Origin of the sequence: Kutzneria sp. NPDC051319 (assembly GCF_040682195.1) — a bacterium.
GTDB lineage: Bacteria > Actinomycetota > Actinomycetes > Mycobacteriales > Pseudonocardiaceae > Kutzneria.
This window is the reverse complement of sequence record NZ_JBFBAM010000045.1, coordinates 1-24533: the sequence shown is the minus strand read 5'-3', so window position 1 is coordinate 24533 and position 24533 is coordinate 1. Positions and strand designations below refer to the sequence as shown.

Genomic DNA, 24533 nt, shown 5'->3' with positions numbered 1-24533 from the left:
GGCGACACCGGTTGGCCACGCGATGTTCGTCGGGGCGGGATAGGAAGCGGGAGAACCGATTCTGGAGGTCCAGCGATGTCACTGACCCGGCGCACACTGTTCCGCGGCGCGCTCGCCGCCGGTGGCCTGGCCGCCGCCGGTCCCGGCCTGGTTCGTTCCGGTCGGCCCGCGTTGACCCACGGCGTGCAGAGCGGGGACGTGCTGGCCGACCAGGCGACGGTCTGGGCCCGCGCCGACCGGCCGTCCCGGATGATGGTGGAGTTCGGGACCGATCCGACGTTCCGGCGGGCCACCCGGATGCCCGGGGCGCTGCTGCTGCCCGGCTCGGACTTCACGGGCAAGACGGTGCTGCCGCACCTTCCGGACGGGGCCGACGTCCACTACCGCGTGACCCCGGTGGACCTGCACGACAGCTCGCTGGCCGGCCAACCCCTCAGCGGGCGCCTGCGGACCGTGCCGCGACGGGCCAAGGACGTGTCGTTCGTGTGGTCCGGCGATCTGGCCGGGCAGGGCTTCGGCATCGACACCGCCCGCGGCGGCTACCGGATCTTCGAGCAGATGCGCCGCCTGGACCCGGACTTCTACCTCTGCAACGGCGACAACATCTACGCCGACGACCCGATCGAGCCCACCGTGGCGCTGCCCGACGGGACCCTGTGGCACAACGTCGTCACCGAGGAGAAGTCGAAGGTCGCCGAGACGCTGGACGAGTTCCGGGGCAACTACAAGTACAACCTGCTGGACGAGAACCTGCGCCGGTTCTACGCCGAGGTGGCGCAGATCCAGCAGTGGGACGACCACGAGACCCACAACAACTGGTATCCCGGCGAGATCCTGGACGACCCGCTCTACACCGAGAAGCGGGTGGACGTGCTGAAGCTGCGGGCCCGGCAGGCATACCACGAGTACGTGCCCATCAAGCCGGTCTACGACCGGGAGAACCGGATCTACCGGGTGCTGCACCACGGGCCGCTGCTGGACGTGTTCGTGCTGGACATGCGCTGGTACCGCGACGCCAACTCGCCCGACAAGCAGACGTTCAACGACGGCGGCATCCTCGGCCAGGAGCAGGCGGCCTGGCTCAAGCGGGAGCTGAAGCGGTCCACGGCCCGGTGGAAGGTGATCTCCAACGACATGCCGCTGTGCGAGGTCGTCACCGACGCCGGCGGCAAGTTCGAGGCGGTTTCCCAGGGCGACAACGGAATGCCCCTCGGCCGGGAGTTGCAGATCGCCGAGCTGCTGACGTTCCTCAAGCGCAACCGCATCCACAACGTCGTCTGGCTCACCACGGACGTGCACTACACCGCCGCGCACTACTTCGACCCGGACAAGGCCGCCTACCAGGACTTCGATCCCTTCTGGCAGTTCACTTCCGGGCCGCTCAACGCCGGGGCCTTCCCGTCCGACGCCGTCGACACGACCTTCGGCGCGCAGCAGGTCTTCGTGAAGGCCCCGCCCTACGCCAACGCCTCGCCGGCCACCGAGTTCCAGTTCTTCGGCCAGGTCAGCGTTTCCGCCGAGACGGGGGCCATGACCGTGCGGCTGCGGGACAACTCAGGCGCCGTGCTGTGGTCGAAGGACCTGACACCCCAGCGCTGAGCCGGGTCCAGGCGTGTCCGACGCCCGAACCCGGCCCGGGGCTATGCCGGGTCGAACGGCTTCTGGTCGATGCCGCAGGTCGCGCCGACGGGCGGCAGCACACCGGAGATCAGGTACGTGCGCTTGGCCTTCTCGGCGCAGGTGCTGTGCACGTACATGGTGCTGTGGCCCGATCCCTCGACCACCAGCAGCCGCGCCTTGGCCAGCTCGGCGATGCCGTCCTTGGCCCCCTTGAGCGGCGTGGACGGGTCGAAGCGGCTGTTGATCACCAGGATGGGGGCGGAGGTCGGGCGGTTCCACGGGCCGCGGTAGGGCTGCACGGCCCGGTGCGGCCAGTAGGCGCAGGACATCATGTCGAACACGCCGATGCGGCCGAAGTACGGCACCCGGGCGTCTTCACTGGTGGCCAGGGCGCTGTACGTCGACTCGTCGGTGGGCACGGTGCTGTCGCCGCACTGGATGGCGTTGAACGCCTCGGTGGAGTTTCCGAGGTACGGCTCTCCCTTGGGGGACAAGGCCTTCGCCGTGACAGCGCTGGCCTCGTAGAGGCGCTCCAGTTGGGCGGCGTTGTCCTTCCACGCCTCCGGCTTGGCGAGATCCCCGGCCAGGTTGATCACCGCCGAGTAGCTGAAGGTGCTGGCGGTGCCATCGGGATTGGTGACGGTGATCGGGTGCTGGCGGGCCCGCTCGGCCAGCGTCTGCCACTTGGCGTGCACGTCGCCGCCGGAGAAGGCGCAGTTCGGGCCGGCCGCAGCGCACTGCGTGAGGAAGGACTCGAAGGTCTCGGCGATGCCGCCGGCCACGTCCTGCCGGGTGTCCACGGGCAAAGTCGTCCCGGCGTTGCCGTGGCCGGTGGCGCTGCCCTGGAAGTCCATGGTGCCGTCCATGACGAGCGCCCTGATCCGGTTGGGGAACAGGTTGGCGTAGATGGCGCCGATGTGGGTGCCGTAGGAGATGCCGTGATAGGTGATCTTGGCGTCGCCGACGGCCCGCCGCAGCAGGTCGATGTCCCGCGCGGTGTTGACGCTGTTCATGTACGGCAACAGGTTGCCGGCCTGTTGCTGGCAGCGGTCGGCGAGGTCCTTGGAGGCGTGGAAGTAGGCGGGCTCGCCGGCCGCGTCGCCCGGCATCTCCGGGAACGAGGCGAAGTACTGCTCCTGCTCGGCGCTGGTGGAAAAGCACCGCACCGCCGTGCTGTGGCTGACCGCCCGCGGATCCCATGACACCAGGTCGAACCGGGCGCGCAGCTCGTCGGAGAACAGCCACTGCCACTTGGCCCGCTGCCGCAGTCTGTCCACACCGGACGGTCCTGGCCCGCCGAAGTTGACGAACAGCGTGCCGATCCGGTGGGCGGGGTCGCTGGCCGGCAGCTTGATCAGGGCCAGGTCGATCTTGGCGCCGTAGGGGTTGGCGTAGTCCAGCGGAACGCCGGCCGTGGCGCACTGGAAGCCGTCGGCGCAGTCGGCCCAGGTCAGCGCGGGCGTCGGCGCGCGATCGGCCAGCACGTCGGAGCCGTCGGCCGTGGCGTCGGCTGTCGCCGGCAGCAGGCCGAGACCACAGGCCAGCGCGGCGGCGAGGGCGGCGGCCCGCAGGCGCGGTCTTGTTCGGAAAGACACTGGGAGGTCTCCTCATGGTCGTGTGCAGCCATCTGACGCCATGCGGATCACCCAGGTTGTACGTTGTCGGGCAATGGTCACGGTGCCCGGTCGAGCCGTCGGGGGTGGACGGTCAGGCGGTCACCTGGATGATGGTCTTGCCGGCGGTGCGGTTTCGACGGGCGAAGGCGTCGGCCGTCTCGGCCAGCGGGCGCACGGCCCCGACGAGGGGCTTCAACCGGCCGTCCCGCACGCGCTGAGCCAGGTCGGCCAGCTGCGCGCGGTCGGGTTCGACGACGAAGAAGACCGCCCGACCGTCCTTGGGCTGCACCGTCGGCGGCGCGGCGATGGTGACCAGGGTGCCGCCGGGGCGGACCAGCGTGGCCGACCGCTCCAGCACCGAGCCGCCGATGACGTCGAGCACCACGTCGACCTCGCCGCTCAACGGTTCGGCGTCCAGGTCCACAAATGCCTGTGCGCCAAGGCCGAGCACCAGATCACGGTCGGCGGCCCGGCCGGTGCCGATCACCTGGGCGCCGACCTCGCGGGCCAGCTGCACGGCGATGGACCCCACACCGCCGGCCGCGCCGTGGATCATGACGGTCTGGCCGGTGGTGAGACCGCCGTGGACGAAAAGTCCTTGCCACGCCGTCAATCCCGAGATGGGCAGCGCCGCGGCGACGGTGTGGTCGATGTCGGCGGCCAGCGGCGCGAGGTTGCGCGCCTCGACGGCCGTGTACTCGGCCAGGGAGCCGTCGCGGGCCCAGTCGGCCAGGCCGAACACCCGCTGGCCGACGGTCAGACCCGTGGTGCCGTAACCGAGTTCGGCCACCACGCCGGACAGCTCGTGTCCGGGGATGCTGGGCGTGCGGTCGCGGCCGGCCCGGTCGGTCCAACTGGTGGGCCAGTCCAGCTCGCCCGGGGTGAAGCCGGCGGCGTGGACCCGCACGATGACGTCGTTCTCCGCGGCATGCGGGTAGGGCCGGTCGGTGAGCGTCAGTCCTTCGATGCCGGCGGCCTGGTCGGTCACGGTGATTGCTTGCATGCCAATGCCTTTCCCGAGCGCCCGGCGGTCCGCGTGGACCGCCGGGCGGCGTGCAGCGTCGCGAACAGGGACAGTGTCCCGACAAACGCCGTGTACAGATAGCTGGTGGCCGCCAGACCCCACCAAGGTGTGGCCGCCCGGCCGAGAGCGGGCACCGTCAGCTCGGCCAGGCCGAGCCGAGAATGCGCTCGACCGAGGTGGTCTGCCGGAAACCGGGGATGAAATGGGCCAGCACGTCGGCGTTCACGGTGCCGTTGGTCGTGGCGGGTCGGTGCTTGAACCCGTCGAAATAGGCGCGGAGGAACTCCTTCTTGAAATCACCCCTCGGGTGGCCGGCCAGCACCTCCTCGACCTGCGCGATGTCCAGCTCGTCGAGGCCGAATCCGATCACGTCGGTCACCACGCCGAAATACAGCGACGAGATCTCCGGGCCCATTCGGTGCGGAATTCCCGGCGTCGTGTGCAGCGCGATCGCCGTCCACACCGTGTCGGCCGCCGCGGCCGAGAAACCGTGCTCCAGCAGGAACTTTCGCCCGTGGTCGGCCCCGTCGACCTCGAACCGCTGCTCCACCTCGGAAAAGGGTGTGGCGAGGCCGGTGTCGTGGAACATCGCGGCCAGGTAGAGCAGTTCCGGATCCGGCGTCACACCGAGACGTCGGGCCTGGATCTGGCCGAACAGGAACACCCGGCGCGAGTGGTGGTAGACGAGCGGGCTGGTCGTCTCCTGGACGAGACGGGTGGCCTCGGCGACGGCCGCCGTCTCCGGAACCTCCACACCCGCGATGACCTCTGACATGACGTTCCGCGCTTTCGACTGGTGGTGACCGGACTTCTTCCATGGTGCCGGCCGCGGTCGGACCCGCGCCGGTGTTCTCCGGCCACGAAACCCACCGATCAGGACACGCGGTCGCCATCGACGGCGCCGCTTCCGCCGAGCCCGCGCCGGACACGTACCTGGTGGCCGGCTCCGTCAATCTGAGCGCCCGCCACCTGACCCGGCTTTGCCCTGAGGAAGTGTCGCTGGGTTCCACCGCCTACCAGCGACGATTCGGCACCACCCGACAGGGAGCATGATCAACTCCTGGCGGGCCGGCTGATTCGTGGGCACTATGGGCCGCATGTCCGCGATTCCCGAAAATTCGGCCGAAGCCGTGCTGAACGACTACGACAGCTTCGCCGAGGCGTACGTGGCCGAGAACGAGACCAGCCTGTTCAACGCCTACTACACCCGGCCCGCCGTCGTCGAACTGGCCGGTGATGTGGGCGGCCGCCGCATTCTCGACGCCGGCTGCGGCGCCGGTCCCATCTTCTCGGACCTGCGCGACCGCGGCGCCGTCGTGAGCGGCTTCGATTCCAGTGCCGAGATGGTGCGCATCGGCCGTGAGAAGCTCGGACCCGACGCCGACATCCGGGTCGCCGACATCACCCAGCCCCTGCCGTACGCCGACGCCGAGTTCGACGACGTCGTCTCCGCCCTCGTGTTGCACTACTTCGAGGACTGGACCGCTCCGCTGGCCGAGCTCCGTCGCGTGCTCAAGCCTGGAGGCCGGCTGATCCTGGTCGTGAATCACCCCATGATGTACAAGCTGGTGTTCCCCGACACCGACTACTTCGCCACCACGCAGTGGTCCGACGAGTACACCTTCGCCGGCCGTCCCGCCGTGCTCACCTACTGGCACCGCCCTCTCAGTGCCATGAGCGATGCCTTCGCCTCCGCCGGCTTCCGCACCGCCCATATCGCCGAGCCCTACCCCACCCCCGAGGCCTACGAGCTCTATGCCGACCAGCTCAAGGGCTACAGGCGCTTCATCTGCTTCATCTTCTTCGTGCTGGAAGCGGTCTGACCGCGGCCCTGCTTCGAGGTAGCAGTACATAGCACTATGACTTCAGTGACGAGTGAAATCCAATCTTCTGACCCGGGGCAGGCAAAATCCTGCCTGGAGGGCGAGCTCCAGCCTTCAGACCGGCAGCAGGGCGGGAGTCAGATGATGTCGGAGGCGAGGGGCCAGCGGCGGACGCGGTAGGGGAGCCACCAGGCGCGGGTGCCGACCAGCCCGACGAGGCCGGCGGAGATGAGGTCGCGGGCTATGGGGGCGGGCAGACAGGCGAGCGGGGGACCGTCGCGGAGGGCCTCGATGGCCTGGCGATAGCGGGGGTCGGAGATGATGATCTTGCGCAGGCGGCCGGAGCGGAAGTCGCGGATCTCGACGAAGCCGGGGCCGTGGCGGTCGACGCACTTGCAGAAGTGGTAGGCGGACCGCCACTGGTCACGGATCGAGGGGTGGCCGACGACCTCGGCCGGCGGGTGGAGGTGACTGAGGGCGGGCCACGTCGCGGCGTCGCCGGGCAGCCGCAGGCGCCAGTCCACGGCGATGCCCCACGCGGTCAGCTCCCGTACCAACGCGAGGGACCGCACGGTGGAGGCCTCCGCGTCGGCGGCCAGATCGACCAGCGAGGGCAGGACGGCGTGCCGCGCGCCCTCGGCGTAGAACTCGGCCACGGCGGCGGGGGAGGGCACGGACCTGGTGCCCAGCACCGTTTCCGACCGGCCGTAGTCCCGCCACAGGATCACTTCGGTCACGGCAGCCGCCCCTCACTGCCGACCAGCGGCGCCGACGGCGTCCAGGTGGTCCGGGCACCACGCGAAACCCGGGTCAGCGCCTGGTTGTTGGCCAACGGCGCGGTCGACACGTGCTGGCCGCCGTCGGAGTACAGCAGCCCGAGTTCCCGCCAACGGCTCAACAGAGCCGAAACCGCGCCATCGCCGAGGCCGGGGAACCGGTCGGCGAGCTTGCGGGTCAACGCGGCCGACGTGTGTGGGCGGTCGAGCAGTCGCAGCGCGGTCAGCTCCAACGGGTCGTCGACGGTCAAGGTCCGCCAGTCGAAAGCCGAGCGCTCGCTGACGAGTTCGATGTGGTCACCCCGGTCGGCGCTGGTCAGGCGGCTGCGCTGGTACGAGGCGGCCCAGCGGTCCACGGCCGCCGCCAGTTCGGCCGCCACGTCCTCGTCGATACCGCGCGGCGGCACCGCGAACAGGTAGGCCAGCTCGAACAACTCGGACTCGGGCAGGTCGTACATCATCGCGTACTGCGGATCCGGCGCCAGGTCGGGGAAACCGAGCTCGGGGCGGTTGAAGTACGGGCTGAACCGCTCGACCGCGAACCGCCCCACCGAGTGCGGCGGCGGCAGGTGGTGCAGGGCCGGCATCTGCGCGACGACCGAGGCGTAGTCGCTGACGGTCTCGCCGGGAAACCCGTACAGGTAGTTCCATTCCACCCAGACGCCGCAGGACTCGGCGTCCCGCAGCATCCGCACGTTCTGGCAGCCGCTGATGCCCTTGTCCATGATGCCGAGCACGTGGCTGCTGAGGTTCTCGATGCCCGCCTGCACGTTGACGATGCCGGCGTCGGCCAGCAGCTGCACCTGCTCGCGGCGGAGATTGGCCTTGATCTCGCAGAAGAACCGGAAGTCGTGGTCGGCGGCGGCGAGCTCGGGCAGCAGCGAGGTCAGGTAGTTCATGTCCAGGATGTTGTCCACCATGAAGATGTCCAGCACCCGGTGGCGCCCGGTCAGCTCGACGATCTCGTCGAAGAACCGCCGCGGGCTCTTGCTGCGGAACTCCATGAACGAGCCGTTGAGGCCGCAGAACGTGCAGTGGTGCTTCTCGCCCCACCAACAGCCGCGCGAGCTTTCCATGACCAGCTTGGGATCCGTCCACGTGCGAGCGGCCGACGACGCCAGCCGCTCGAAGTAGCCGTCGTAGTCCGGTGCGACGATCTCGTTGGGCGGCAATGGTTTTGTGCTCATCGCGTTGGCCACCGAGCGGTCGCCGTCCCGCCAGCAGAGCCCGGACACGGCGGCGAGGTCCCGGTCGCCGGCCAGTTCGGCCACCAGCTGGGGGAACGCCACCTCGCCCTCGCCGCGCTGCACGAAGTCAAGGAAGTCGAAGTTGCGGTGCAGCGCGGCGCCCTGCGGACCGTCGCAGCTGGCGCCGCCCATGATGGTCATGATCTCCGGGGCCAGCCGTTTGATGTGCTTGGCCGCGGACAGGGCGGCCGTGGTCTGCTGGAAGGTCGCGGTGAAGCCGACCAGATCCGGTCGGCCGGCCACGATGCGCTCGGCCAGCTCGGCGACGAACGCCGGGGCCGACCGGTGCAGCCGCCGCAGCAGCGCCAGGTCCCGCTCGGAGCGGCCGCCGGCGACCGCGGCGACGAGCTGCGGCCACCGCCAGTCGGGGTCGTCGTACAGGGCCGACGAGAAGACGAAGTCGCCGCCGCCGGTGGTGAACGAGTGCAGCGAGAACAACTCGTAGTCCGGCAGCGTGACCGGTGATTCCCGGCTCAACCAGTCCACGTAGTCGATGTTCGCGTGCAGCACCTCCACCTCGGCGTCCGGGAACCGGACCCGCAGGGCGCGGCTGAGGATGCCGAGCGCCAGCGACGGGATTTCGACCGAGCCCCAAGGCATGTTGACCAGCACTATGCGCATGACACGTCTCCGGATTCGCGGCTCAGGCCGGGTCCATCAGGGCGAACTGCGATGCCGTCGCGGCGGCCAGCGATCCGGTGGCGTGCAGCCGGTCGAGCACGATGGCGTCGACGATGTCGGCGTGCAGCCGTTCGGCCGCCTTGTCGGTGTTCGGCTCGGCCCCGTACCCGCACACCACCCACCGCTCCCGCACGACCGGCTCGCGGTGGTAGCCGGCCGTGACCGTGCCGACGTCGTATCCGTCCTGGCCGGCGGAATGGCAGCAGCTGTACAGGGTTCCGTCGGAATTGACCACCGCGCCGGTGGCGCCGCCGACCGCGTCGCAGAACAGGCAGGGGGCGGCCCTCGGCGGGGCGACCGTGAAACCGGCGTCCATCGCGTGCAGGTACAGCTCGCCCACCCGTTTCGCCAGTTCCGCCGAATGCCGCACGGATTTCTGGTAGCCGATGCCGACGTCCTGGATCAGGGCCAGCTTCAGCATGAACCGGCCGGTGTCGAGCCGGTTGCCGAGTCGGTCGATGAGCGTCTGCACGCCATCGATGGACTCGCGGCTGATGTTGACCCGCAGCCGCCATTTCAGCGCGGTCCGCGCGGAGGCCGCCTCGACGTTGCGCAGAATGGTGGCGAACGTGCCGCGGCCGCCGAGGGTGATCCGGGAGCGGTCGTGGTCGGCTGCGTCGCCGTCCAGGCTGATCTGCACCCATTCCAGGCCGGCGCGTTCCATCTCGATCGCACCGGCGGCGTCGAACAGCGTTCCGTTGGAGATCATCGACGCGCCGGCGAGCCCGAGCGGCCGGCATCCTTCCAGCAGTTTCAGGCAGTAGCCGGGAAACATCGTCGGCTCACCGCCGAACAGCATCAGCTTGACCGCGGTCTTGTTCAGCTCGGCCATGCGGTCGCGGGTGAAGGCGAGGATGTCGGCGACCTTGCGGTCATCGACGGTGGCGCCCGGGATCCGCAGCGGAATCGCGCCCTCGGGGGCCTGCGGGAGTTCGGTGTTCTGAAAGCAGTACGGGCAGGCCAGATTGCAGCGGGTCGTCACGAGCACGGTCAGGCCGTACAGGTCCGAGTCGGTGGCCGGCGCGGCGTCCCGGGCCGCCAGCAGTTCCCGCACCGCCGGCGTCGGCCGTCCCTGCGCGTCGAAGTGCTGCTCCGGGACGCGCGCCACGAAGGTGCTGCCGACCGCCCAGTAGCCGGCGGCGCCGCGAATGAAACGCATGCCAGGACCCCCATTTTCCGCTGGCTCGAATTTCCCTCGAATACGTGTGCGCCGCCGGGCGAGAGCCGACAACCCGCCCTCACCCGGCGGGTTCTCACCGTGTCACAGCGGCAGGCACGGCCAAGCGACCTGCGTCTGGAAATCGAAGAATTCGATCTGGATCGCCGGCTCGCGCGGCGGATCGACGGTCGCGACCTCGGTGAGGTCGAGTTCGTTCTCCACGTGGACTCCTCCTTTCGGGATCGACCAACCGCTCAAGAATCGCCGGGCCAGCGCGGGGCAGGCAATGGCCGGTCCGCTCAGCGGACCGGGACTTCCCGAATTGGCCCCGAACGGGGCATGCTGGCCCCGTCGGCGTATTCGCCCGCGGCAGACGGTGGTGGTTGTGCCCATGGAATCCGGTCCGCGAATCATCGTCTGGGACACGACCTATGCGTGCCCGCTGCTCTGCGTGCACTGCTATTCGGAATCGGGTCGGCGGCCGACGCGGCAGCTCGATCCGGACACGATGCTGCTGGTCGCCGACAAGATCGCGGCGGCCGGGCCGGAGTCGGTCGTGCTGTCGGGCGGAGAGCCGCTGCTGACTCCCGTGATCGCCGACATCGCCCGGCGGCTGTCGCAAGCCGGCGTCCAGGTCGTGGTGTACACCGGCGGCTGGTCGATGCGGCCCGAGCTGGCCGAGCAACTGGCGTCCACGGTGTCCCTGCTGGGCGTCAGCGTGGACGGCGCGACCGCCGAGGTCCACGACAGGATCCGCGGTCGGCGCGGCGCCTTCGACCGCGCGCTGCGCTCTCTCGCCATCCTCGACGACGTCGCCTCGCGCGTGCCGTTCAACTTCGGCCTCGACTGCTCGGTGATGCGGAGCAACTTCCACCAGCTCGACGACATCTGCGCGACCGTCGCGTCCCGCTTCCCGCGGCTGGGTTTCGCCTACTTCGGCCCCGTCGTGCCCAGCGGCGCGGCCAGCCGTGCCGGGTTCGACGCCGAGCTGCTGACCGACGACCAGGTGCGGGAACTGACCAGCGACGACCGCGTGGCCCGGCTGCGCTCGTTGGCCGGCGTCGGCGTGGACGTGCAGACGACCGACAACCGCCAGCTGATGATGCATCCCGATCGGGCCAGGGACTGGTCGACCTACGGTTCCGTGCAGATCGAGCCCGACGGCGAGGTGCGAGCCATGTCCATCTACGAGGGCACCGTCGGCAACATCCGCACCGACCCGCCGTCCGTGCTGTGGGAGCGGGCGCTGGCCCGCTGGCACGATCCCTTCGTCGTCGAAACCCTGGGTCCCGTGCGGACCATGGCCGAGTGGGCCGTCGCCGCCCGACGCATCGACCAGCGTTTCGGCTCGCCCGACGACCTGCGCCGCATCGCCCGCCGCCCGGCCTGACCCTCGGCGGGGCTGACTGTCAGCGGGCCTGATCGTCAGGCTGGCCGACCGTCAGCCGGGTTCGAGGCCGGCGCTGATGGCGCGGCCGACCCGGCGGAGCACCTCGGCGATGCGGGGCAGGCGCGGGGAGGCCTCGATCATGGCGCACACCGCCGCCACCGAACGGCCGTCCCGCGCGCGTATCGGCACGGCGGCGCAGGCGACGCCGGGGACCGCCTGCTCGTGGTCGAGGGCGATTCCCCGGTCCCTGATCAGGGCCGCTTCTCGTTGCCAGGACGCGGATTCCAGGGCGAGCGGGGCCATGCCCGCGGCCAGCGCCTTGCCGACCGCGGTCGGGAAGCCCCAGGTGGCGCCCGCACGCAGGGGCACCAGCTCGTCGATCTCGCCCGGCACGCCCGACACCACCAGGGCCCGGCCGGCCCGCAGCACGCACAGACCCACCGAGGCCCCGGTCGCCCGGGCCAGCTCGTGAAGGGGCTGCGTCGCAGTGCTGCGTAGTCCGGGATGCGGCTCCCACGCCTGGCCCAGCTGGAACAACCTCGGACCGACGCGGTACCTGGTGTCGGCCCGTTCGACCGCCCCCAGCCGCACCAGCTGATCCAGCAGCCGATGCGCCGTCGCCTTCGGCAGTCCGCTGCCTGCCGCCAAGGCCGTGAGGCCGGCGTCGCCGACCTCGCACAGTCGGTCCAGCAACCGGAACGCGCCGTCCAGCACCCCGCGTCCCCCGTCGTCCGCGTGTGCCCCGCTCATCGGCCGTGACCGCCGACCGCCGCTCGTCGTGGAGTCCGCATTCCCCCGAGCATCCGGCACCGACGCCGTCGCCAGCGCCGCCCGGTGCCGTACCGCGCCTTCGGGCACCCCATCGCGCAGCTGGGCACGGGCTTTGCCGCACGCGGCCCGGGTCGTAGGCGGCGACGGTCCGGCGGAGTCGGGAAACGTTGCCCCGCCAGTACGAAGTGCCCCAGTCTGGCTGGGTCGGGTTGATGTAATTGACGTACGAGCCGCTGCCAATCTGCACCGAGACCTGAGCAGCCCGGTGCGCGAACGCCGTCTCCGTGGCGCCGGCTGACGAGAACTGGCCGGCGCGGTCAGCGGATCGAGCACTCCTTCTTGCGCTCGCGGTAGGCGCGAGTGGCCATCTGGCCGCTGCACGAGGTGCTGCAGTACAGCGCGGAGGAGTTGCGGGTCTTGTCGAAGAAGGCGGTGTAGCAGGTGTCGTTCTTGCACACCTTGACACGGGCCCAGGCGCCACGGGAGGCGAGGTCGGCGACGGCGCTGAGGAGATAGGCGAAAGAGCGGTCGACGCCGGTGCCGGTGGGGTGCAGCTCGCAGCCGTCGGCGGTGACGACGGTGGTCACGGGGAAACGGAGCGCGGCCCGCTGGAGGTGGGCCTCGGCCTCGGACACCATCGACAGGCCCTCGTCGCAGCCGACATGAGCACGAAGGATGCTGAGCAGCGCGTCGCGAAGTTCACGGGCGGTGGCGGCATCGGCGTCGGTGGCGTCGGACGACTCGCCGGCGCCGGCGGCCGCGAACCAGGCCGCGACGGCGGGACCGTCGGCCAGCAGCTCGGTGGGCTGCTTGTGGTGCGGGCGCGAATTGACGAACGCCATCAGCAGATCCGAGCTGACGCACTCCGCCCCGGCCCGCGGCGGACCCAAAGTCACCTTCACGACCAACACCTCCTGGAGCCGAGTCTAGTGGACGCGGGTGTCATGGGCTAACTCGTTACGAATGTCACAAGGGGGCCGGCGGGCTTGCTATGTGATGACCGTATGCGAGTAGCGTATGACGGGTCACGAGCCGCGCGGTCCAGCGTGGCGACAGTTCAGGGAGACGAGAACATGAGCAAGCTGCTGGTGATCCTCACGTCCGCGACGGTCTGGAGCCAGAAGGACGGCAGCCAGCGACCCACCGGCTTCTGGGCGGAGGAGTTCGCTGTGCCGCACCGGATCCTGTCGGCGGCCGGCGTGGAGCTGACCATCGCGACGCCGGGCGGCCGACCGGCCCGGGCCGACGAGCTGAGCCTGAGCGCGGAGGCCAACAACGGCAACCAGGCGCACGCGGACGAGATGCGGGCCTATGTGGAGGCCCATCGCGACCTGCTCCAGGAGCCGGCGAGGCTGGAGGACGTGAACCCGGCCGACTTCGACGGGGTGCTGATCCCCGGCGGCCACGGCCCGATGCAGGACCTGGCGGTCAACGCGGACGTGGCCCGCGTGCTGGCGGCGCTGCTGCCCGACCAGACCAAGGTGGTGGCCTCGCTGTGCCACGGCCCGGCCTCGTTCTTCGCGGCCGGCGCGCCCGACGGCAGCTGGCTGTTCAAGGGCCGCAAGCTGACGGCGTTCACCGACGACGAGGAGACGCAGGTGGGCCTGGCCGCGAACGCCCCGTGGCTGCTGGAAGAACGCCTGCGCGGCGCCGGCGCGGACTACTCGGCGGGCCCGGCCTGGGGGTCCTACGTGGTGGTCGACGGCAACCTGATCACAGGCCAGAACCCGGCCTCGGGTGGCGAGGCGGCGGAGGCGGTCCTGAAGGCCCTGGCCGAGCGCCTGAGCGATGTCGAGGGGCAGCGCGGACCACGCGCTGCCCTATGCTCGTCGGGTGATTCGTGTTGACCATGCAGTCACCAGCGGCACGTTCAGCCTCGACGGCGGGACGTTCGACGTCGACAACAACATCTGGGTCGTCGGCGACGACACCGAATGCGTTGTCATCGACGCTCCGCACTCCGTCGGCGACATCCTGGCGGTGGTGGGGGAGCGGACTGTCAAAGCCATCGTGTGCACGCATGCCCACGACGATCACGTGCGGGTCGCGCCGGCGCTCCGCGACCGGGTCTCGGCCCCGATCCTGCTGCATCCCGACGACCGGCCGCTGTGGGAGCTCACGCACACGGAGTCCCGCTGGGACACGGACCTGATCGACGGCCAGACCATCGACGTGGCCGGCACTTCGCTGCAAGTCCTGCACACGCCGGGTCACGCCCCCGGGGCGGTCTGCCTCTACGCGCCTGCGCTCGGCTGCGTCTTCACGGGCGACACGCTCTTCAACGGCGACCCCGGCGCCACCGGGCGCTCGTTCAGCGATCGCCCGACGCTCGAATCGTCCATCCGCGCAAGGCTTTTCGCGCTGCCGGACGACACGATCGTCCACACCGGACACGGCGACGACACCACCATCGGCCGGGAACGCGCCCTCCTGGACGCGACCGACTGACGCATGTTCCGCCGTCGCTGGGTCCGGCGCGTGCTCGGCGCCGGGCTGGTCGCCGTGGTGCTGGCCGTGCTGCTCACGAGCGCGAGTGTGATCTGGGCGTACTCCGCCTCGGCCGGGCATCGTCACGACCTCGCCGACGCCCCCGTCGCGCCGGTGGTGATCGTGTTCGGCGCCCAGGTCCACACCCCGTTCCTCACCGGACGGCTGGAAGCGACGATCGAGCTGGTGAAAGCCGGCAAGGCGAAGTCGGTGCTGGTCTCCGGCAACGCCGCCGGCAGCTCCGGCGACGAGACCAAGGAAATGACCTCCTACCTCGTCGCCCGGGGCGTGCCCGCAGCCAAGATCGTCGTGGACCCCTACGGCCTGGACACGTACGACACGTGCGCTCGGGCCGTGCGGGTGTTCGACATCCGGCGGGCGCTGCTCGTGACGCAGGCCTACCACCTGCCGCGGGCGGTCTCGCTGTGTCGCGGCCTGGGCGTGGATGCCGAGGGTGTGGCCGCCGACTGCGACTGCGGCGCCCTCCTCCTGTTCGTGAACGAGGTCAGGGAGTGGTTCGCCACGGTGCGTGCCCTCGGCGAGACGATCTGGCCCCGAACGGCCGACTGACCAGCTTGCGTTCCGGGTTAGCTAAGCCTAAACCTAACGGCCTTGTGACTCTTCTTCCGATGGCGGCGGCGCCGACCGAGGCGGCGATTCCGGCCTGGTGGCGGGTGTTCAGCGAGGTCGCCTACTTCGCCGCGCTGGCGGCGGTGATCGGCGGCGCGGTGGTGTACCTGGCGGTGATCCGCCCGGTCCTGAGCTCCGATGTGGACGATGCCGATCGACGCTCGGTGCACCGGAGAGCCGTGCGGTTACTGGCCTGGTGCGGTCCGGCCCTGCTGGTCGCGGGTTACCTCCAGCTGGCCGGCCGGGTGGCCCGAGGCGTCAAGGGCGTCACCTTCGGGCAGGCGTTGGAACCAGGCCGGATCTGGGCCTTCCTGAACCTCCCCGCCCCGCATGGCGCGTGGGTGTCGTCGGGAACGCTGACCCTGGTCCAGAACGTCTGTTACGTGCTGGCGGCGCTGGCGCTGATCGTCCTCTTCGTCCGCGACAGTCCGGTTCTGGCCACCGCCGTCGCGCTGCCGCTGGCCGTGCTCGGCACGGTCGTGCTGGCGCTGCCGACGACCTGGCACAACCAGACCGTCGACACGCAGCTGAACTCCTGGCTCACCCAGCTCCACATCCTCGGCGCGTGCGCCTGGCTCGGCGGCCTGTTCGGGCTGGTCATCGTGGGTCGCGGCCGTGGTCTCGGCGAACGGGCCGGCCTGGCCTGGGCCCGCATGTGGCAGCGGTTCAGCTCCGTCGCCCTGGTCTCGGTCGGCGCGGTGGTCGCCTCCGGGGTCTGGCTGGCCTGGCGGCACGTCGGCGCCGTCGGGCAGCTCTTCACCACCACCTACGGCCGGTTCCTGCTCGTGAAGCTGATCATCGTCGCCGCCATGGTCGCGGCCGGCGCCTACAACCAGCTCGCCCTCACCCCACGCATCGCCCGGGCCCACGCCGCGGGCGACCTCGGTCGGGGATTTGCCTTGACGCTCAAGCATTTCCCGAAGGTCGTGGCGGTGGAGACGGTGCTGGGCCTGGCCGTGCTGACCATCGTGCCGTTCCTGTCCGGCTCGGCCCGGACCCAGGCCGGCGGCCCGCCCGCGCCGGCCGTCGACGGCGGTGTGCTCGCCCTCGGCACGGTGCTGGTCGTGATGCTGGTGGCGTCGCTGTACGCCAGCTACCGCGTGTCGACCATGTTGAGCCGGCGGGTCGAGCCCGTGCCGGCGTGACCGCAGTGGTCACGAAACGATAACCGGCAGCGGAATGGCGAACCTGTCGGCGGTGTGCGCGTCCCTGTATGTGTGAACGAGATCCGTTCGTTTCCACAATTCTTCGGGGGAATTCCGTGATGAGCACCGCCATGCTTAAACGCGTTCGCCTGCTGGCCGGTATCGGCGCCGGAGTCGTGCTGGTCGGACTGGCCGCCATCGCGTGCGACTCCACGCCGGCGAAGGTGTCCGCACCGACCACGACCACCAGCACCGCCACGCCGACCAGCACCACGACGACCACCGCACCTGCTCCCACTACGAGCACGGCCACGTCGGCGCAGGCTTCCCGGCCGGCGCCGACCCTGGGCCTGCCGTGGAACACCTCGCAGAAGGGCTACGGCACGGTGCGGCCGGCCGTCATCGACAACGGCGGGGACGGGACCGGCGTCGTCGACGGCGTGAAGTGGCAGTCGTGGGGCGCCGCCACCGCCGTCGCCACCGGGACGGCCTTCTACGTCGCCCCGGACGCCCCCGATCTGGCGCACGGCGTTTCCCTGACGGCGACCGTGCAGGCGTTCAATCTCGGAATGTGCCACGGCAAGCTCATGTACCAGGCCGTCGAATGGTATTTCCCGAGCGAGGACGGCACATTCGATCCGAACAACTACTGGAACATCTGCACCGGCGCGCGCGTCGGCTCGAACTGAGCCGTCATTCCGTGCTGGCCCAGGCGGTTCCCGGGGGCACGAAGGCCACGCGGCGGGCGATCGACATCGCGTGGTCGGCGTAGCGCTCGTAGAACCGGGCCAGCAGCGTGGCGTCCACCGCGGGCATCACGCCGTACGACCAGTCATCGCCCATAGTCGCCGCGAAGACGCTGCGATGCAGGGCGTCCATGCGGTCCTCCAGCTCGTGCAGCGATGGTCCGCTCGTGTGGCGGCGAATCACGCCCTCGGCGATGTCGGCCATCTCCGCGGCGATCGCGCCCATGTCGGCGAAGGTCGCCCGCAGCGGCTCCGGGACCGCCGGATTCGGGTGCCGCCGGCGGGCCGCCTGCGCGATGTGCCGGGCGAGATCGCCCATTCGCTCCAGGCGTTCGGCCACTCGGATGCTGGCCAGCACCACCCGCAGGTCGGTCGCCACCGGGGCCTGCAACGCCAGCAGGGCGTACGCGCGGGCCTCCAGCTCGGTCCGCGCGTCGTCCAGCGCCTCGTCCCCGCCGATGACGCCCTCGGCCTTGCCCAGGTCCACCCGGAGCAGCGCCTCCGTGGCGTCCCGCATCGCGGTGCCGGCCCGCTGGCACATCGAGGCGAGCTGGAGGTCCAGGTTCTGCAGTTCGGCGTGGAAGTTCTCGCGCATCGTCCGATCCTAGAGCCTGCCGGCCCGACCCCGTGCATCGTGGGCGAGTGTGAGCCTCACTCCGATTTCACGGTCAACCGCAAGGTGTTCTCGCGCGTCCTTGGGGTGAGGGTGGGAAGCGGGGTGTTCGTGAGTTCGCCGTTGGAATGGTCGTTGGTCGAGGGCCCGATCCCGGTCGCGCTCACGGTGGTCTCGGCGCTGTTGGTGATCGTCTTGTCGTGGACCCGCCGGACACGGTGGTGGACGCGGGCGGCGCCGATCTGTGTCGCGGTCGCGGTGGCGGTGACCGCCGGACTGCGGTGGGTGATCGAGGACGTGGCGGCGCCGTTCCCGGACCGGCTGCCGTGGAGCCTGTACGGCTGGGTCGGGCTGACGGTTCTGACCGTGGCGCTGGCGGTGGCCCGGGTGGGCTCGGCGCGCTGGACGGGGCGGGTGCTGCTGGCGTTCGGCATGGTGCTGTCGGTCGTGATCGGGGCGGCCAAGGTCAACGAATTCTTCGACCAGTACACGACTTTGCGCGCCGTGCTGGGGCCGCTGGTGTCGCCGCAGGCCGATTTCGCTTCGGTGCGGGGAAAAGACGGCTGGCTCGTGCGGTCGGGTCGGGGGAAGCCGCTGGCTGACGTGTGGCATGCGCCGGCCGGCATGCCGGACCGGGGAGCGGTGTCGACGGTGGAGATCCCGTCCTCCGGCGGATTCGGTCCGCGGGCGGCGTGGCTGTACCTGCCGCCGGCCTACCTGGTGTCGCCGAGGGCCGAGTTACCGGTGCTGGTGCTGCTGTCCGGCCAGCCCGGCACCACCCGTGACTGGTTGGACGGCGGCCACTTGGCGGACATGCTGGACGACTTCGCCCGGGCTCACCAGGGTTTGGCGCCGGTGGTGGTCATGCCCGACATCCTCGGCTCGTACGCGGCCAATCCGCTGTGCCTGGACTCGCGATTAGGGCAGGTGGAGACGTACCTGGCCAAGGATGTGCCGGCGTGGATCCAGCGTTCCCTGGCTGTGACGGACGATCACCGGCGATGGGCGGTCGGCGGATTCTCCTTGGGCGGCACGTGTTCGCTGCAATTGGCGGTGCGCGCGCCCGAGGTGTACCGGAGCTTCGTGGACCTGTCCGGTCAACGTGAGCCGACGCTGGGCGGGCGTGAGCAGACCGTGGCCGCGGCGTTCGGCGGCGACCAGGCGGCGTTCGCCCGGGTCAACCCGTTGGACATCCTGGCCGCCGCGAAGTTCCCCGGCAGCGCGGGTTTCGTCGCGGTGGGCCGTCAGGACGAGACCTATCGGCCGCAGCAGCGCACGGTGTCCGAAGCCTGTCGGGCGGCCGGCATGGAGGTGCGGTACGAGGAAGTGGACGGCGGCCACAGCTGGAAGGCGTGGCGGCCGGCGTTCCAGCGGTCTTTGCCTTGGCTGGCCACAAAAACGGAGCTGACCGGCTGAGGCCGCCCGGTCGCGCGGACCGGGCGGCCCCGTGGCGTCAGCCGGCGGCGGCCAGGCTCAGGGCGAGCGTGCCGGTCGAGGTGTAGTCGTCGGCGGGCTCGTTGGTCGCCCAGGTGAGGATGTTGTCCAGGTAGCGGACCGAGGTGTTGTCGTACGTCTTGTACGAGGTGTCGCTGCACGCGCGGTAGCCGTCGGGCAGCGGGTCGATGGTGTCGAACTGGTGGGCGTCGATCGGGCCGTTGGCCACGCCGCCGACCGCGATCCTGCCGCTGCCGGTGAGGCTGCCGGCCAGGTTGGCCACCTGGTTGTGCACGCACTTCGGGAAGTTGCCCGAGCCGATCAGCATCGAGATGCCCCACGCGTTGGAGCCGAGGATGTAGTCGCGCTGCTGGGTGGCGAAGGCGTCGTAGTCGTGCTTGCCGGTCAGCTGCCCGTACAGCAGGGCGGTGGTCATCAGGCCGAAGGTGTGCGTGGCCCCGTCCCCGTCCACGATCGGGGCGCCGGTGCGGAACGGGCTCTTGGCCGCCTCCGCGGCGGCCGCCTTCAGCTGGCGGACGAGGTCGCCGGTCAGCTGCGCTTCGGTGACGGCGAGCTTGGGGGAGTTGTTCTGGCGCAACAGCTTCACGAGATCGGCGTGGCCCAGCGCGCTGGTGTCGTACAGGTTGAGCGAGTCGTGGTTGCTGCTGGCGATGTAGGCCTTGGCGTACTTACCGGCGTCGGTCGCCCAGCCGTTGGCGCGGTTGTCGCCCAATGCCTTGGCCGCCAGGGACATTTCGGTGGCGCCCAGCTCGAGGTCGTCCAGATAGGACGATTCCGGGTAGTACTCGTGCGGGAAGACGGAGACGACGCTGCCGCCGGCCGTGTCGGCCAGCGCGTAGATCGCCGCCGCCGAGGACAGGTACTGCCTGGCCTTCGCCTTGTCCGCGGTGGCCAGGTTCTGCGCGGCCAGCGCGAACGAGGCGGCCATCCGGCCGGCCAGGTTGGGGCTGATCTTCGCGCCGGGCTTGTTGGCCGCGAACACCGGGCGGTACTTGATGAAGTAGTCCTTGTCGCCCGGCTTCGGGTTCAGCGCGTCGTCGGCCTCCGGCAGCCGCCACACCTCGTGGTCGCCGACGAAGTCCTTGCCGTCGCCGACCCCGATGCCGACCTGCGCGTACAGCACGCCGGTCCTGGGGTCCCACATCTTGTTCAGGTAGTCCAGCCCGAACTGCGCCTCCGCGCCCAGCGCCGCGGTCGGGTGAGCCCGTTGCGACAGCAGGAGGTTGCTCACCGTGTACGAGGTCGTCGCGGTGAACTTCAGGAAGTCACCGGCGTCGAACCAGCCGCCCGAGGCGTCGACCGTGACGCCCGTCCCGGTCATCTTGCTGGTGATCGTCTCGTCGTTGAACGTCGGGATCTCGTAGACCGACGCCGCTTTGTCGGTGAGGTGGCTGGGCTTGCGGTCCATGGTCCCGGGGATCACGTCCTGGCCGTCCCGCTGCATCTGGAAGAACGTCACCGTGTCGTCGGCCAGTGGGGAGAACAGGGCGCTGGCGCTGTCCACCTTGAACGTCGGCGACGTCGTGCCGCCGACCTTGACCTGGTAGGTGCCCTTGGTCTTCAGCGCCGTGAGGTTGATCGGGTACACCGCGCTGTAGGCCGTGCTCCACTTTCCGGTGCTGGCGCCGACCTTGCCGGTCAGCACCGACTTGCCCGCCGCGTCGACCACCGTGAACGCCGCCCCGGCGTTCGCGGTCGTGCCCATCAGGTAGGCGGCCTTGGCCTCGCCGGTCGCGTAGCCGACCTGGTCCACCCTGATCTGCGCCGTGGTCGCCGCCGGCACGGCCGGGCTCACCGCCGACGCGATCGCGGTCAGCGCCGCTATCGCTGCTGTCACACCATGCATGGGTTCCTCCGGTACGGGGGCCGGCGGCGTGGCCCACAGTTAGGAAAGTTTCCTAATTATTGGGTAGAAAGTACGGACCGTCGAGGGACCGGTCAACCGCGTCGAGTTCCGCTCGGCCATCCGTGCAGGGCAGTGCGCACAGGCGGCCGGGGGGAGTGGGTTCTAGGCTCACGGGCATGTGCGACGAGCCTGGTAGTGCCGCTGAAGCCCTGGCCGCCATGCCCCGTGCGGCCGACGGGACGGCGGTGGACCCGATCGGGCTGGAGCCGGTGGACGCGGTGGAGATCACGACGCTTGTCGACAACGTCTACGACGCGCTGCTGCCCGGAAGCGATCGGGTGCGGCGGCCGAGCATGGCGGGCAGGGTGCCGGCGGCGCAGTTCGAGGACGGCGCGACGGTGGCCGGGCTGGTGGCCGAACACGGGTTCTCGGCGCTGGTCACCGTGCATGCGGGCGGGCGCAGCACGAGCGTCCTGTTCGACACCGGCCAGTCGCCGGACGCGATGGTGCGCAACGCCGAGCGGCTCGACGTGAAGCTGGGCGAGCTGCACAGCGTGGTGCTGAGCCACGGGCATTTCGACCACGCGGGCGGGCTGGCCGGGCTGGCCGGACGGAAGGGCGCGCGGGCCCTGCCGATGGTGGTGCACCCGCTGATCTGGACCCGGCGGAGGTTGGCCGTGCCCGGTCGGGAGGCGATGGAGCTGCCGACGCTGTCGGCCCGGGCGCTGGCCGGTGAGGGCTACGAGGTCATCGAGCGGCGGGAACCGTCGCTGCTGCTGGACGGCCGGGTGCTGATCACCGGCGAGATCGACCGGACCACGGAGTTCGAACGCGGCATGCCGCCGGCCCACCAGGCGTGGACCGGATCCGACTGGCAGCACGACCCGCTGGTCCTCGACGACCAGGCGCTGGTCGTCAACGTGCGCGGTCGGGGCCTGGTGGTGCTCACCGGTTGCGGCCACGCCGGCGCGGTCAACATCGTGCGGCAGGCCATGCGGCTCACCGGCGTCAACCAGCTGCACGCGCTGCTCGGCGGCCTGCACCTGAGCGGCCCGGCGTTCGAGCCGATCATCTCGCCGACCGTCGCCGCGTTCACCGACCTCGCCCCCGATCTGCTCGTCCCCGGCCACTGCACCGGTTGGCGCGCCCAGCACGCCCTGGCCGGTGCCCTGCCCGACGCATGGGTGCCGAGCAGCAGCGGCACGACGTACCAGCTCACGGCGGCCTGAGCTCGTCCAGCTGTCGTTGAACGCGCTGGGCATCGGCGGTGCGCCCTTGCTGCCGGTACAGGTCCAGCGCTTCGAGCCACACCGCGCGGGCCCGCCCGTGTTGCCCGGAAGCGGCGTACGGGCGGCCGATGCTGTCGAGGGTGTTCGCGACCTCGTAGGCGTCATGGAACCGGCGTATGTCAAGAGCCTGGTTGTACAGAATGAGGGCCTTCCGGTGGTCGCCGCGGCGGTGCGCGACGAACCCGAGGCTGTCCAGGGCGGCTGCCTCACCGACGACGTTGTGGTGGCGTCGCTGCAAGGTGAGGGCAGCGGCGCAGTGGTCGTGGGCGATGTCGAACTCGTCCAGATGCGCGGCACACCAGCCCACCAGGTTGAACGCATCGGCTTTCGACGTCGGCTTGTCGAGGGCGAGGTAGAGGTCGAGAGCGTGGTGGGCGTGCACCAGCGCTCGCCGGTAGTCGCCCTGGTTCTGCCAGGAATGGGTGATCTGGAGGTGGGTGTGGGCCTGGTGGGCGGGGTCGTGGATGTGCTCGGCCAGTACGAGGGCCCGGTCCAGATTCCTGATCGCCTCCTGGTGCCGGCCCAGCATGGAGCAGGCCCGGCCGAAGTTGCGATGGGCGCGGATGCGGATGATGGGATCGGGCAGGTGAGCTGCGGCGTCCAGCGCGATCCGCCACACGGTCAGCGCGTCGTGCAGCTGCCCACGCCGGATGTGGAAGCCGTTCAGCGTCCAGGCGATGTGCCAGACGACGCGGTGGCGGCCGAGGGCGACGGCGGCGCGTTGAGTGGCCAGGAGGGCTGCGTGTTCGGCCTCGAACCAGGCCATCGCCGCGGTGAAGTCGGCCATCGGCAGTGGCTGGACGCCGGCGGCGGGCGGGGCGAGCGGAGCGGGCGAGCGGTATGCGTCCACGAGGGGTTCGGCCGCGACGGCGGTGTGCAGGTAGAAGTCCATCACCCGCACCAGAGCCGCCTCGCGTACGTCCTCGGACAGGACCGTGCTGGCGGCGTAGTCGCGGATCAGGTCGTGCATCACGTACCGGCCGCCGGGGCGGCGTTCGAGCAGTGACGCCTCCTCCAATGCCGAAAGTGCTTGGCGGGCAAGGGAATGTGACAGCCCGGTCAACGAGACGACGGCCGGCAGGGCGATGTCGGGGCCGGGGGCGATACCCAACAGGCCGAAAACTGTGCGGTGCTGCTCGGTGAGACGGCGTAGGGACCAGGACAGGACGGTGGGCAGGCTGGCGGCGGGGTCGTCGGAATCCAAGGCGGCCAGACCGAGGGCGCCCAGGTCGGCGACAAGGTCGTCGATCAGGGTCGGTTCGCTGCGGATGCGGGCGGCGATCAGGCCCAGCGCGAGCGGAAAACCCTTGCACAGTGCGGTCAAATCGGTGACGGCCCGCTCCGCGCTGTGGCCGAGGGCGGATTCCAACAGGGTGCGGGCCTCGGCGTCGGTGAGCACGTCGACGTGCACGGGGTGGGCGCCGTGGCGGGCGAGCAAGGACGGCAGGCGGTGGCGGCTGGTGATCAGGACGGTGCACGTGGTGCCACCGGGCAGCAAGGGCTCGACCTGGTCGGCGGTGGCGGCGTTGTCCAACAGGATCAGCAGGCGCCGGCCGGCGGTGTGGGTGCGGTAGAGCGCGATCCGGGCATCGAGGTCGGTGGGCTGGTGATCGCGGTCGACGCCGAGGGCGGCGAGGAAGTCGGCCAGCACGTCGGCGGGATGCCGGGGCTCGCCGGGGCCGAAGCCGCGCAGGTCGGCCGAGAGCTGTCCATCGGGGAACCGGCCCAGGTTCCGGTTGGCCCAGGTGAGTGCGAGCCAGGTCTTGCCGAACCCGCCGGCGCCGCCGATCGCGGAGATCACCGCGGTGGTGCAGGCGTCAAGCGCGGCCAGCTTGTCGTCACGCCCGACGAACCCCGCCGGCGCCGAAAGCAGTTGGCACGGCCGGGGTGTCGGCGGCCGCGGTGCGGGCAGGTGCTGGTGGATGTCGCCGGTGACCAGGCCGCCCTGCACGATCAAGCCGGAGACCGCGTTGGTGTTGACCGTGTTGCTGGTGTGTCGGTTCGTGTCCGTCATCGCCTCGACCCCTGTCGTGCGCCGTATCCGACGCTAGCCAAGGGAATTGGCCTTGCCTATGCGATTCACGCGAACAGGTGGCCGAGCCCGGATTTGCGGGACTAGGTGTACTGCCCCGGGAGGTTGTGAACGGGTGGACACGTGAGCCGATGATGTTGAAATGAGGGAGGGCCTCCAGGTTCGGTGTGGATTGCGACGTCT

At 70.3% G+C, this 24533-nt stretch carries 22 protein-coding genes and 1 pseudogene; 11 read left to right on the top strand and 12 right to left on the bottom strand.

Annotated features, from left to right (window positions below; translation table 11 throughout):
• The first annotated feature begins 75 nt into the window (after nucleotides 1-75).
• The gene (locus AB0M73_RS32920; RefSeq protein ID WP_363898944.1) at nucleotides 76-1599 is read left to right on the top strand and encodes an alkaline phosphatase D family protein; all 1524 of its coding nucleotides are present in this window, start codon (nucleotides 76-78) and stop codon (nucleotides 1597-1599) included.
• 41 nt (nucleotides 1600-1640) lie between these two features.
• Here the strand turns inward: AB0M73_RS32920 and AB0M73_RS32915 are convergent, their stop codons facing one another.
• The 3 genes from AB0M73_RS32915 to AB0M73_RS32905 form a co-directional block, all read right to left on the bottom strand.
• On the bottom strand, nucleotides 1641-3215 hold the full coding sequence (locus AB0M73_RS32915) for an alpha/beta hydrolase (RefSeq protein ID WP_363898942.1): 1575 nt from the start codon (nucleotides 3213-3215) through the stop codon (nucleotides 1641-1643).
• A 112-nt stretch (nucleotides 3216-3327) separates the two neighbouring features.
• Nucleotides 3328-4239, bottom strand: coding sequence for an NADP-dependent oxidoreductase (locus AB0M73_RS32910; RefSeq protein WP_363898939.1), 912 nt, complete (start codon nucleotides 4237-4239; stop codon nucleotides 3328-3330).
• A 157-nt stretch (nucleotides 4240-4396) separates the two neighbouring features.
• Nucleotides 4397-5035, bottom strand: coding sequence for an HD domain-containing protein (locus AB0M73_RS32905; RefSeq protein ID WP_363898936.1), 639 nt, complete (start codon nucleotides 5033-5035; stop codon nucleotides 4397-4399).
• Nucleotides 5036-5076: 41 nt separating this feature from the next.
• Between AB0M73_RS32905 and AB0M73_RS32900 the strand changes: the two genes are divergently transcribed.
• On the top strand, nucleotides 5077-5313 hold the full coding sequence (locus AB0M73_RS32900; protein ID WP_363898933.1) for a hypothetical protein: 237 nt from the start codon (nucleotides 5077-5079) through the stop codon (nucleotides 5311-5313).
• A 44-nt stretch (nucleotides 5314-5357) separates the two neighbouring features.
• On the top strand, nucleotides 5358-6083 hold the full coding sequence (locus tag AB0M73_RS32895) for a class I SAM-dependent methyltransferase (RefSeq protein ID WP_363898930.1): 726 nt from the start codon (nucleotides 5358-5360) through the stop codon (nucleotides 6081-6083).
• Nucleotides 6084-6220: 137 nt separating this feature from the next.
• On the opposite strand, the gene AB0M73_RS32890 is transcribed toward AB0M73_RS32895, so the two are convergent.
• From AB0M73_RS32890 to AB0M73_RS32880, 3 genes are read right to left on the bottom strand one after another with little or no spacing between them, the layout of a single operon-like run.
• Nucleotides 6221-6820 carry a DUF5825 family protein gene (locus AB0M73_RS32890; protein WP_363898927.1) on the bottom strand — a complete coding sequence of 200 codons (600 nt, stop codon included), beginning with the start codon at nucleotides 6818-6820 and terminating at the stop codon, nucleotides 6221-6223.
• Nucleotides 6817-8727 (bottom strand): RiPP maturation radical SAM C-methyltransferase, encoded by a 1911-nt coding sequence (locus tag AB0M73_RS32885; protein ID WP_363898924.1) that lies wholly within the window; start codon nucleotides 8725-8727, stop codon nucleotides 6817-6819. The genes AB0M73_RS32890 and AB0M73_RS32885 overlap by 4 nt, the downstream gene beginning before the upstream one ends.
• A gap of 22 nt (nucleotides 8728-8749) precedes the next feature.
• Nucleotides 8750-9946 (bottom strand): radical SAM protein, encoded by a 1197-nt coding sequence (locus AB0M73_RS32880; protein ID WP_363898921.1) that lies wholly within the window; start codon nucleotides 9944-9946, stop codon nucleotides 8750-8752.
• Nucleotides 9947-10337: 391 nt separating this feature from the next.
• Between AB0M73_RS32880 and AB0M73_RS32875 the strand changes: the two genes are divergently transcribed.
• On the top strand, nucleotides 10338-11336 hold the full coding sequence (locus tag AB0M73_RS32875; protein WP_363898918.1) for a radical SAM protein: 999 nt from the start codon (nucleotides 10338-10340) through the stop codon (nucleotides 11334-11336).
• Between the two features lie 51 nt (nucleotides 11337-11387).
• Here AB0M73_RS32875 and AB0M73_RS32870 read toward each other — a convergent pair whose 3' ends face one another.
• The 3 genes and pseudogenes from AB0M73_RS32870 to AB0M73_RS32860 all read right to left on the bottom strand — a co-directional run bounded on the left by AB0M73_RS32870 (nucleotide 11388) and on the right by AB0M73_RS32860 (nucleotide 13009).
• A complete protein-coding gene (locus AB0M73_RS32870) occupies nucleotides 11388-12086 on the bottom strand; it encodes a helix-turn-helix domain-containing protein (RefSeq protein ID WP_363898915.1) in 699 nt (232 codons plus the stop codon).
• 154 nt (nucleotides 12087-12240) lie between these two features.
• Nucleotides 12241-12354, bottom strand: a pseudogene (locus AB0M73_RS32865) (BBE domain-containing protein); the annotation flags it as partial.
• A 70-nt stretch (nucleotides 12355-12424) separates the two neighbouring features.
• Nucleotides 12425-13009 carry a CGNR zinc finger domain-containing protein gene (locus AB0M73_RS32860; protein ID WP_063753681.1) on the bottom strand — a complete coding sequence of 195 codons (585 nt, stop codon included), beginning with the start codon at nucleotides 13007-13009 and terminating at the stop codon, nucleotides 12425-12427.
• A gap of 171 nt (nucleotides 13010-13180) precedes the next feature.
• Between AB0M73_RS32860 and AB0M73_RS32855 the strand changes: the two genes are divergently transcribed.
• The 5 genes from AB0M73_RS32855 to AB0M73_RS32835 all read left to right on the top strand — a co-directional run bounded on the left by AB0M73_RS32855 (nucleotide 13181) and on the right by AB0M73_RS32835 (nucleotide 17058).
• Nucleotides 13181-13954 carry a type 1 glutamine amidotransferase domain-containing protein gene (locus AB0M73_RS32855; RefSeq protein ID WP_363898910.1) on the top strand — a complete coding sequence of 258 codons (774 nt, stop codon included), beginning with the start codon at nucleotides 13181-13183 and terminating at the stop codon, nucleotides 13952-13954.
• Entirely contained in the window at nucleotides 13941-14555 is a 615-nt protein-coding gene (locus tag AB0M73_RS32850) for an MBL fold metallo-hydrolase (protein WP_363898907.1), read from the top strand. Before AB0M73_RS32855 ends, AB0M73_RS32850 begins: the two co-directional genes overlap by 14 nt.
• A 3-nt stretch (nucleotides 14556-14558) precedes the next feature.
• On the top strand, nucleotides 14559-15164 hold the full coding sequence (locus AB0M73_RS32845; RefSeq protein WP_363898904.1) for an ElyC/SanA/YdcF family protein: 606 nt from the start codon (nucleotides 14559-14561) through the stop codon (nucleotides 15162-15164).
• 59 nt (nucleotides 15165-15223) lie between these two features.
• Nucleotides 15224-16369, top strand: coding sequence for a CopD family protein (locus tag AB0M73_RS32840; protein ID WP_363898901.1), 1146 nt, complete (start codon nucleotides 15224-15226; stop codon nucleotides 16367-16369).
• A gap of 131 nt (nucleotides 16370-16500) precedes the next feature.
• Nucleotides 16501-17058, top strand: a complete 558-nt coding sequence (locus AB0M73_RS32835; protein WP_363898897.1) for a hypothetical protein — start codon at nucleotides 16501-16503, stop codon at nucleotides 17056-17058.
• Between the two features lie 4 nt (nucleotides 17059-17062).
• Here the strand turns inward: AB0M73_RS32835 and phoU are convergent, their stop codons facing one another.
• Nucleotides 17063-17710, bottom strand: a complete 648-nt coding sequence (gene phoU / locus AB0M73_RS32830; RefSeq protein ID WP_363898894.1) for a phosphate signaling complex protein PhoU — start codon at nucleotides 17708-17710, stop codon at nucleotides 17063-17065.
• Between the two features lie 129 nt (nucleotides 17711-17839).
• Between phoU and AB0M73_RS32825 the strand changes: the two genes are divergently transcribed.
• On the top strand, nucleotides 17840-19144 hold the full coding sequence (locus AB0M73_RS32825; RefSeq protein ID WP_363898891.1) for an alpha/beta hydrolase-fold protein: 1305 nt from the start codon (nucleotides 17840-17842) through the stop codon (nucleotides 19142-19144).
• Between the two features lie 37 nt (nucleotides 19145-19181).
• On the opposite strand, the gene AB0M73_RS32820 is transcribed toward AB0M73_RS32825, so the two are convergent.
• Nucleotides 19182-21029, bottom strand: a complete 1848-nt coding sequence (locus tag AB0M73_RS32820) for a glycoside hydrolase family 9 protein (RefSeq protein ID WP_363898888.1) — start codon at nucleotides 21027-21029, stop codon at nucleotides 19182-19184.
• A gap of 176 nt (nucleotides 21030-21205) precedes the next feature.
• Between AB0M73_RS32820 and AB0M73_RS32815 the strand changes: the two genes are divergently transcribed.
• Nucleotides 21206-22258 (top strand): MBL fold metallo-hydrolase, encoded by a 1053-nt coding sequence (locus AB0M73_RS32815; RefSeq protein WP_363898885.1) that lies wholly within the window; start codon nucleotides 21206-21208, stop codon nucleotides 22256-22258.
• Here the strand turns inward: AB0M73_RS32815 and AB0M73_RS32810 are convergent.
• Nucleotides 22245-24332: a tetratricopeptide repeat protein gene (locus AB0M73_RS32810; protein ID WP_363898882.1), complete on the bottom strand. Its 2088-nt coding sequence runs from the start codon at nucleotides 24330-24332 to the stop codon at nucleotides 22245-22247. The two genes, AB0M73_RS32815 and AB0M73_RS32810, sit on opposite strands and share 14 nt — an antisense overlap.
• Nucleotides 24333-24533 lie beyond the last annotated feature (201 nt).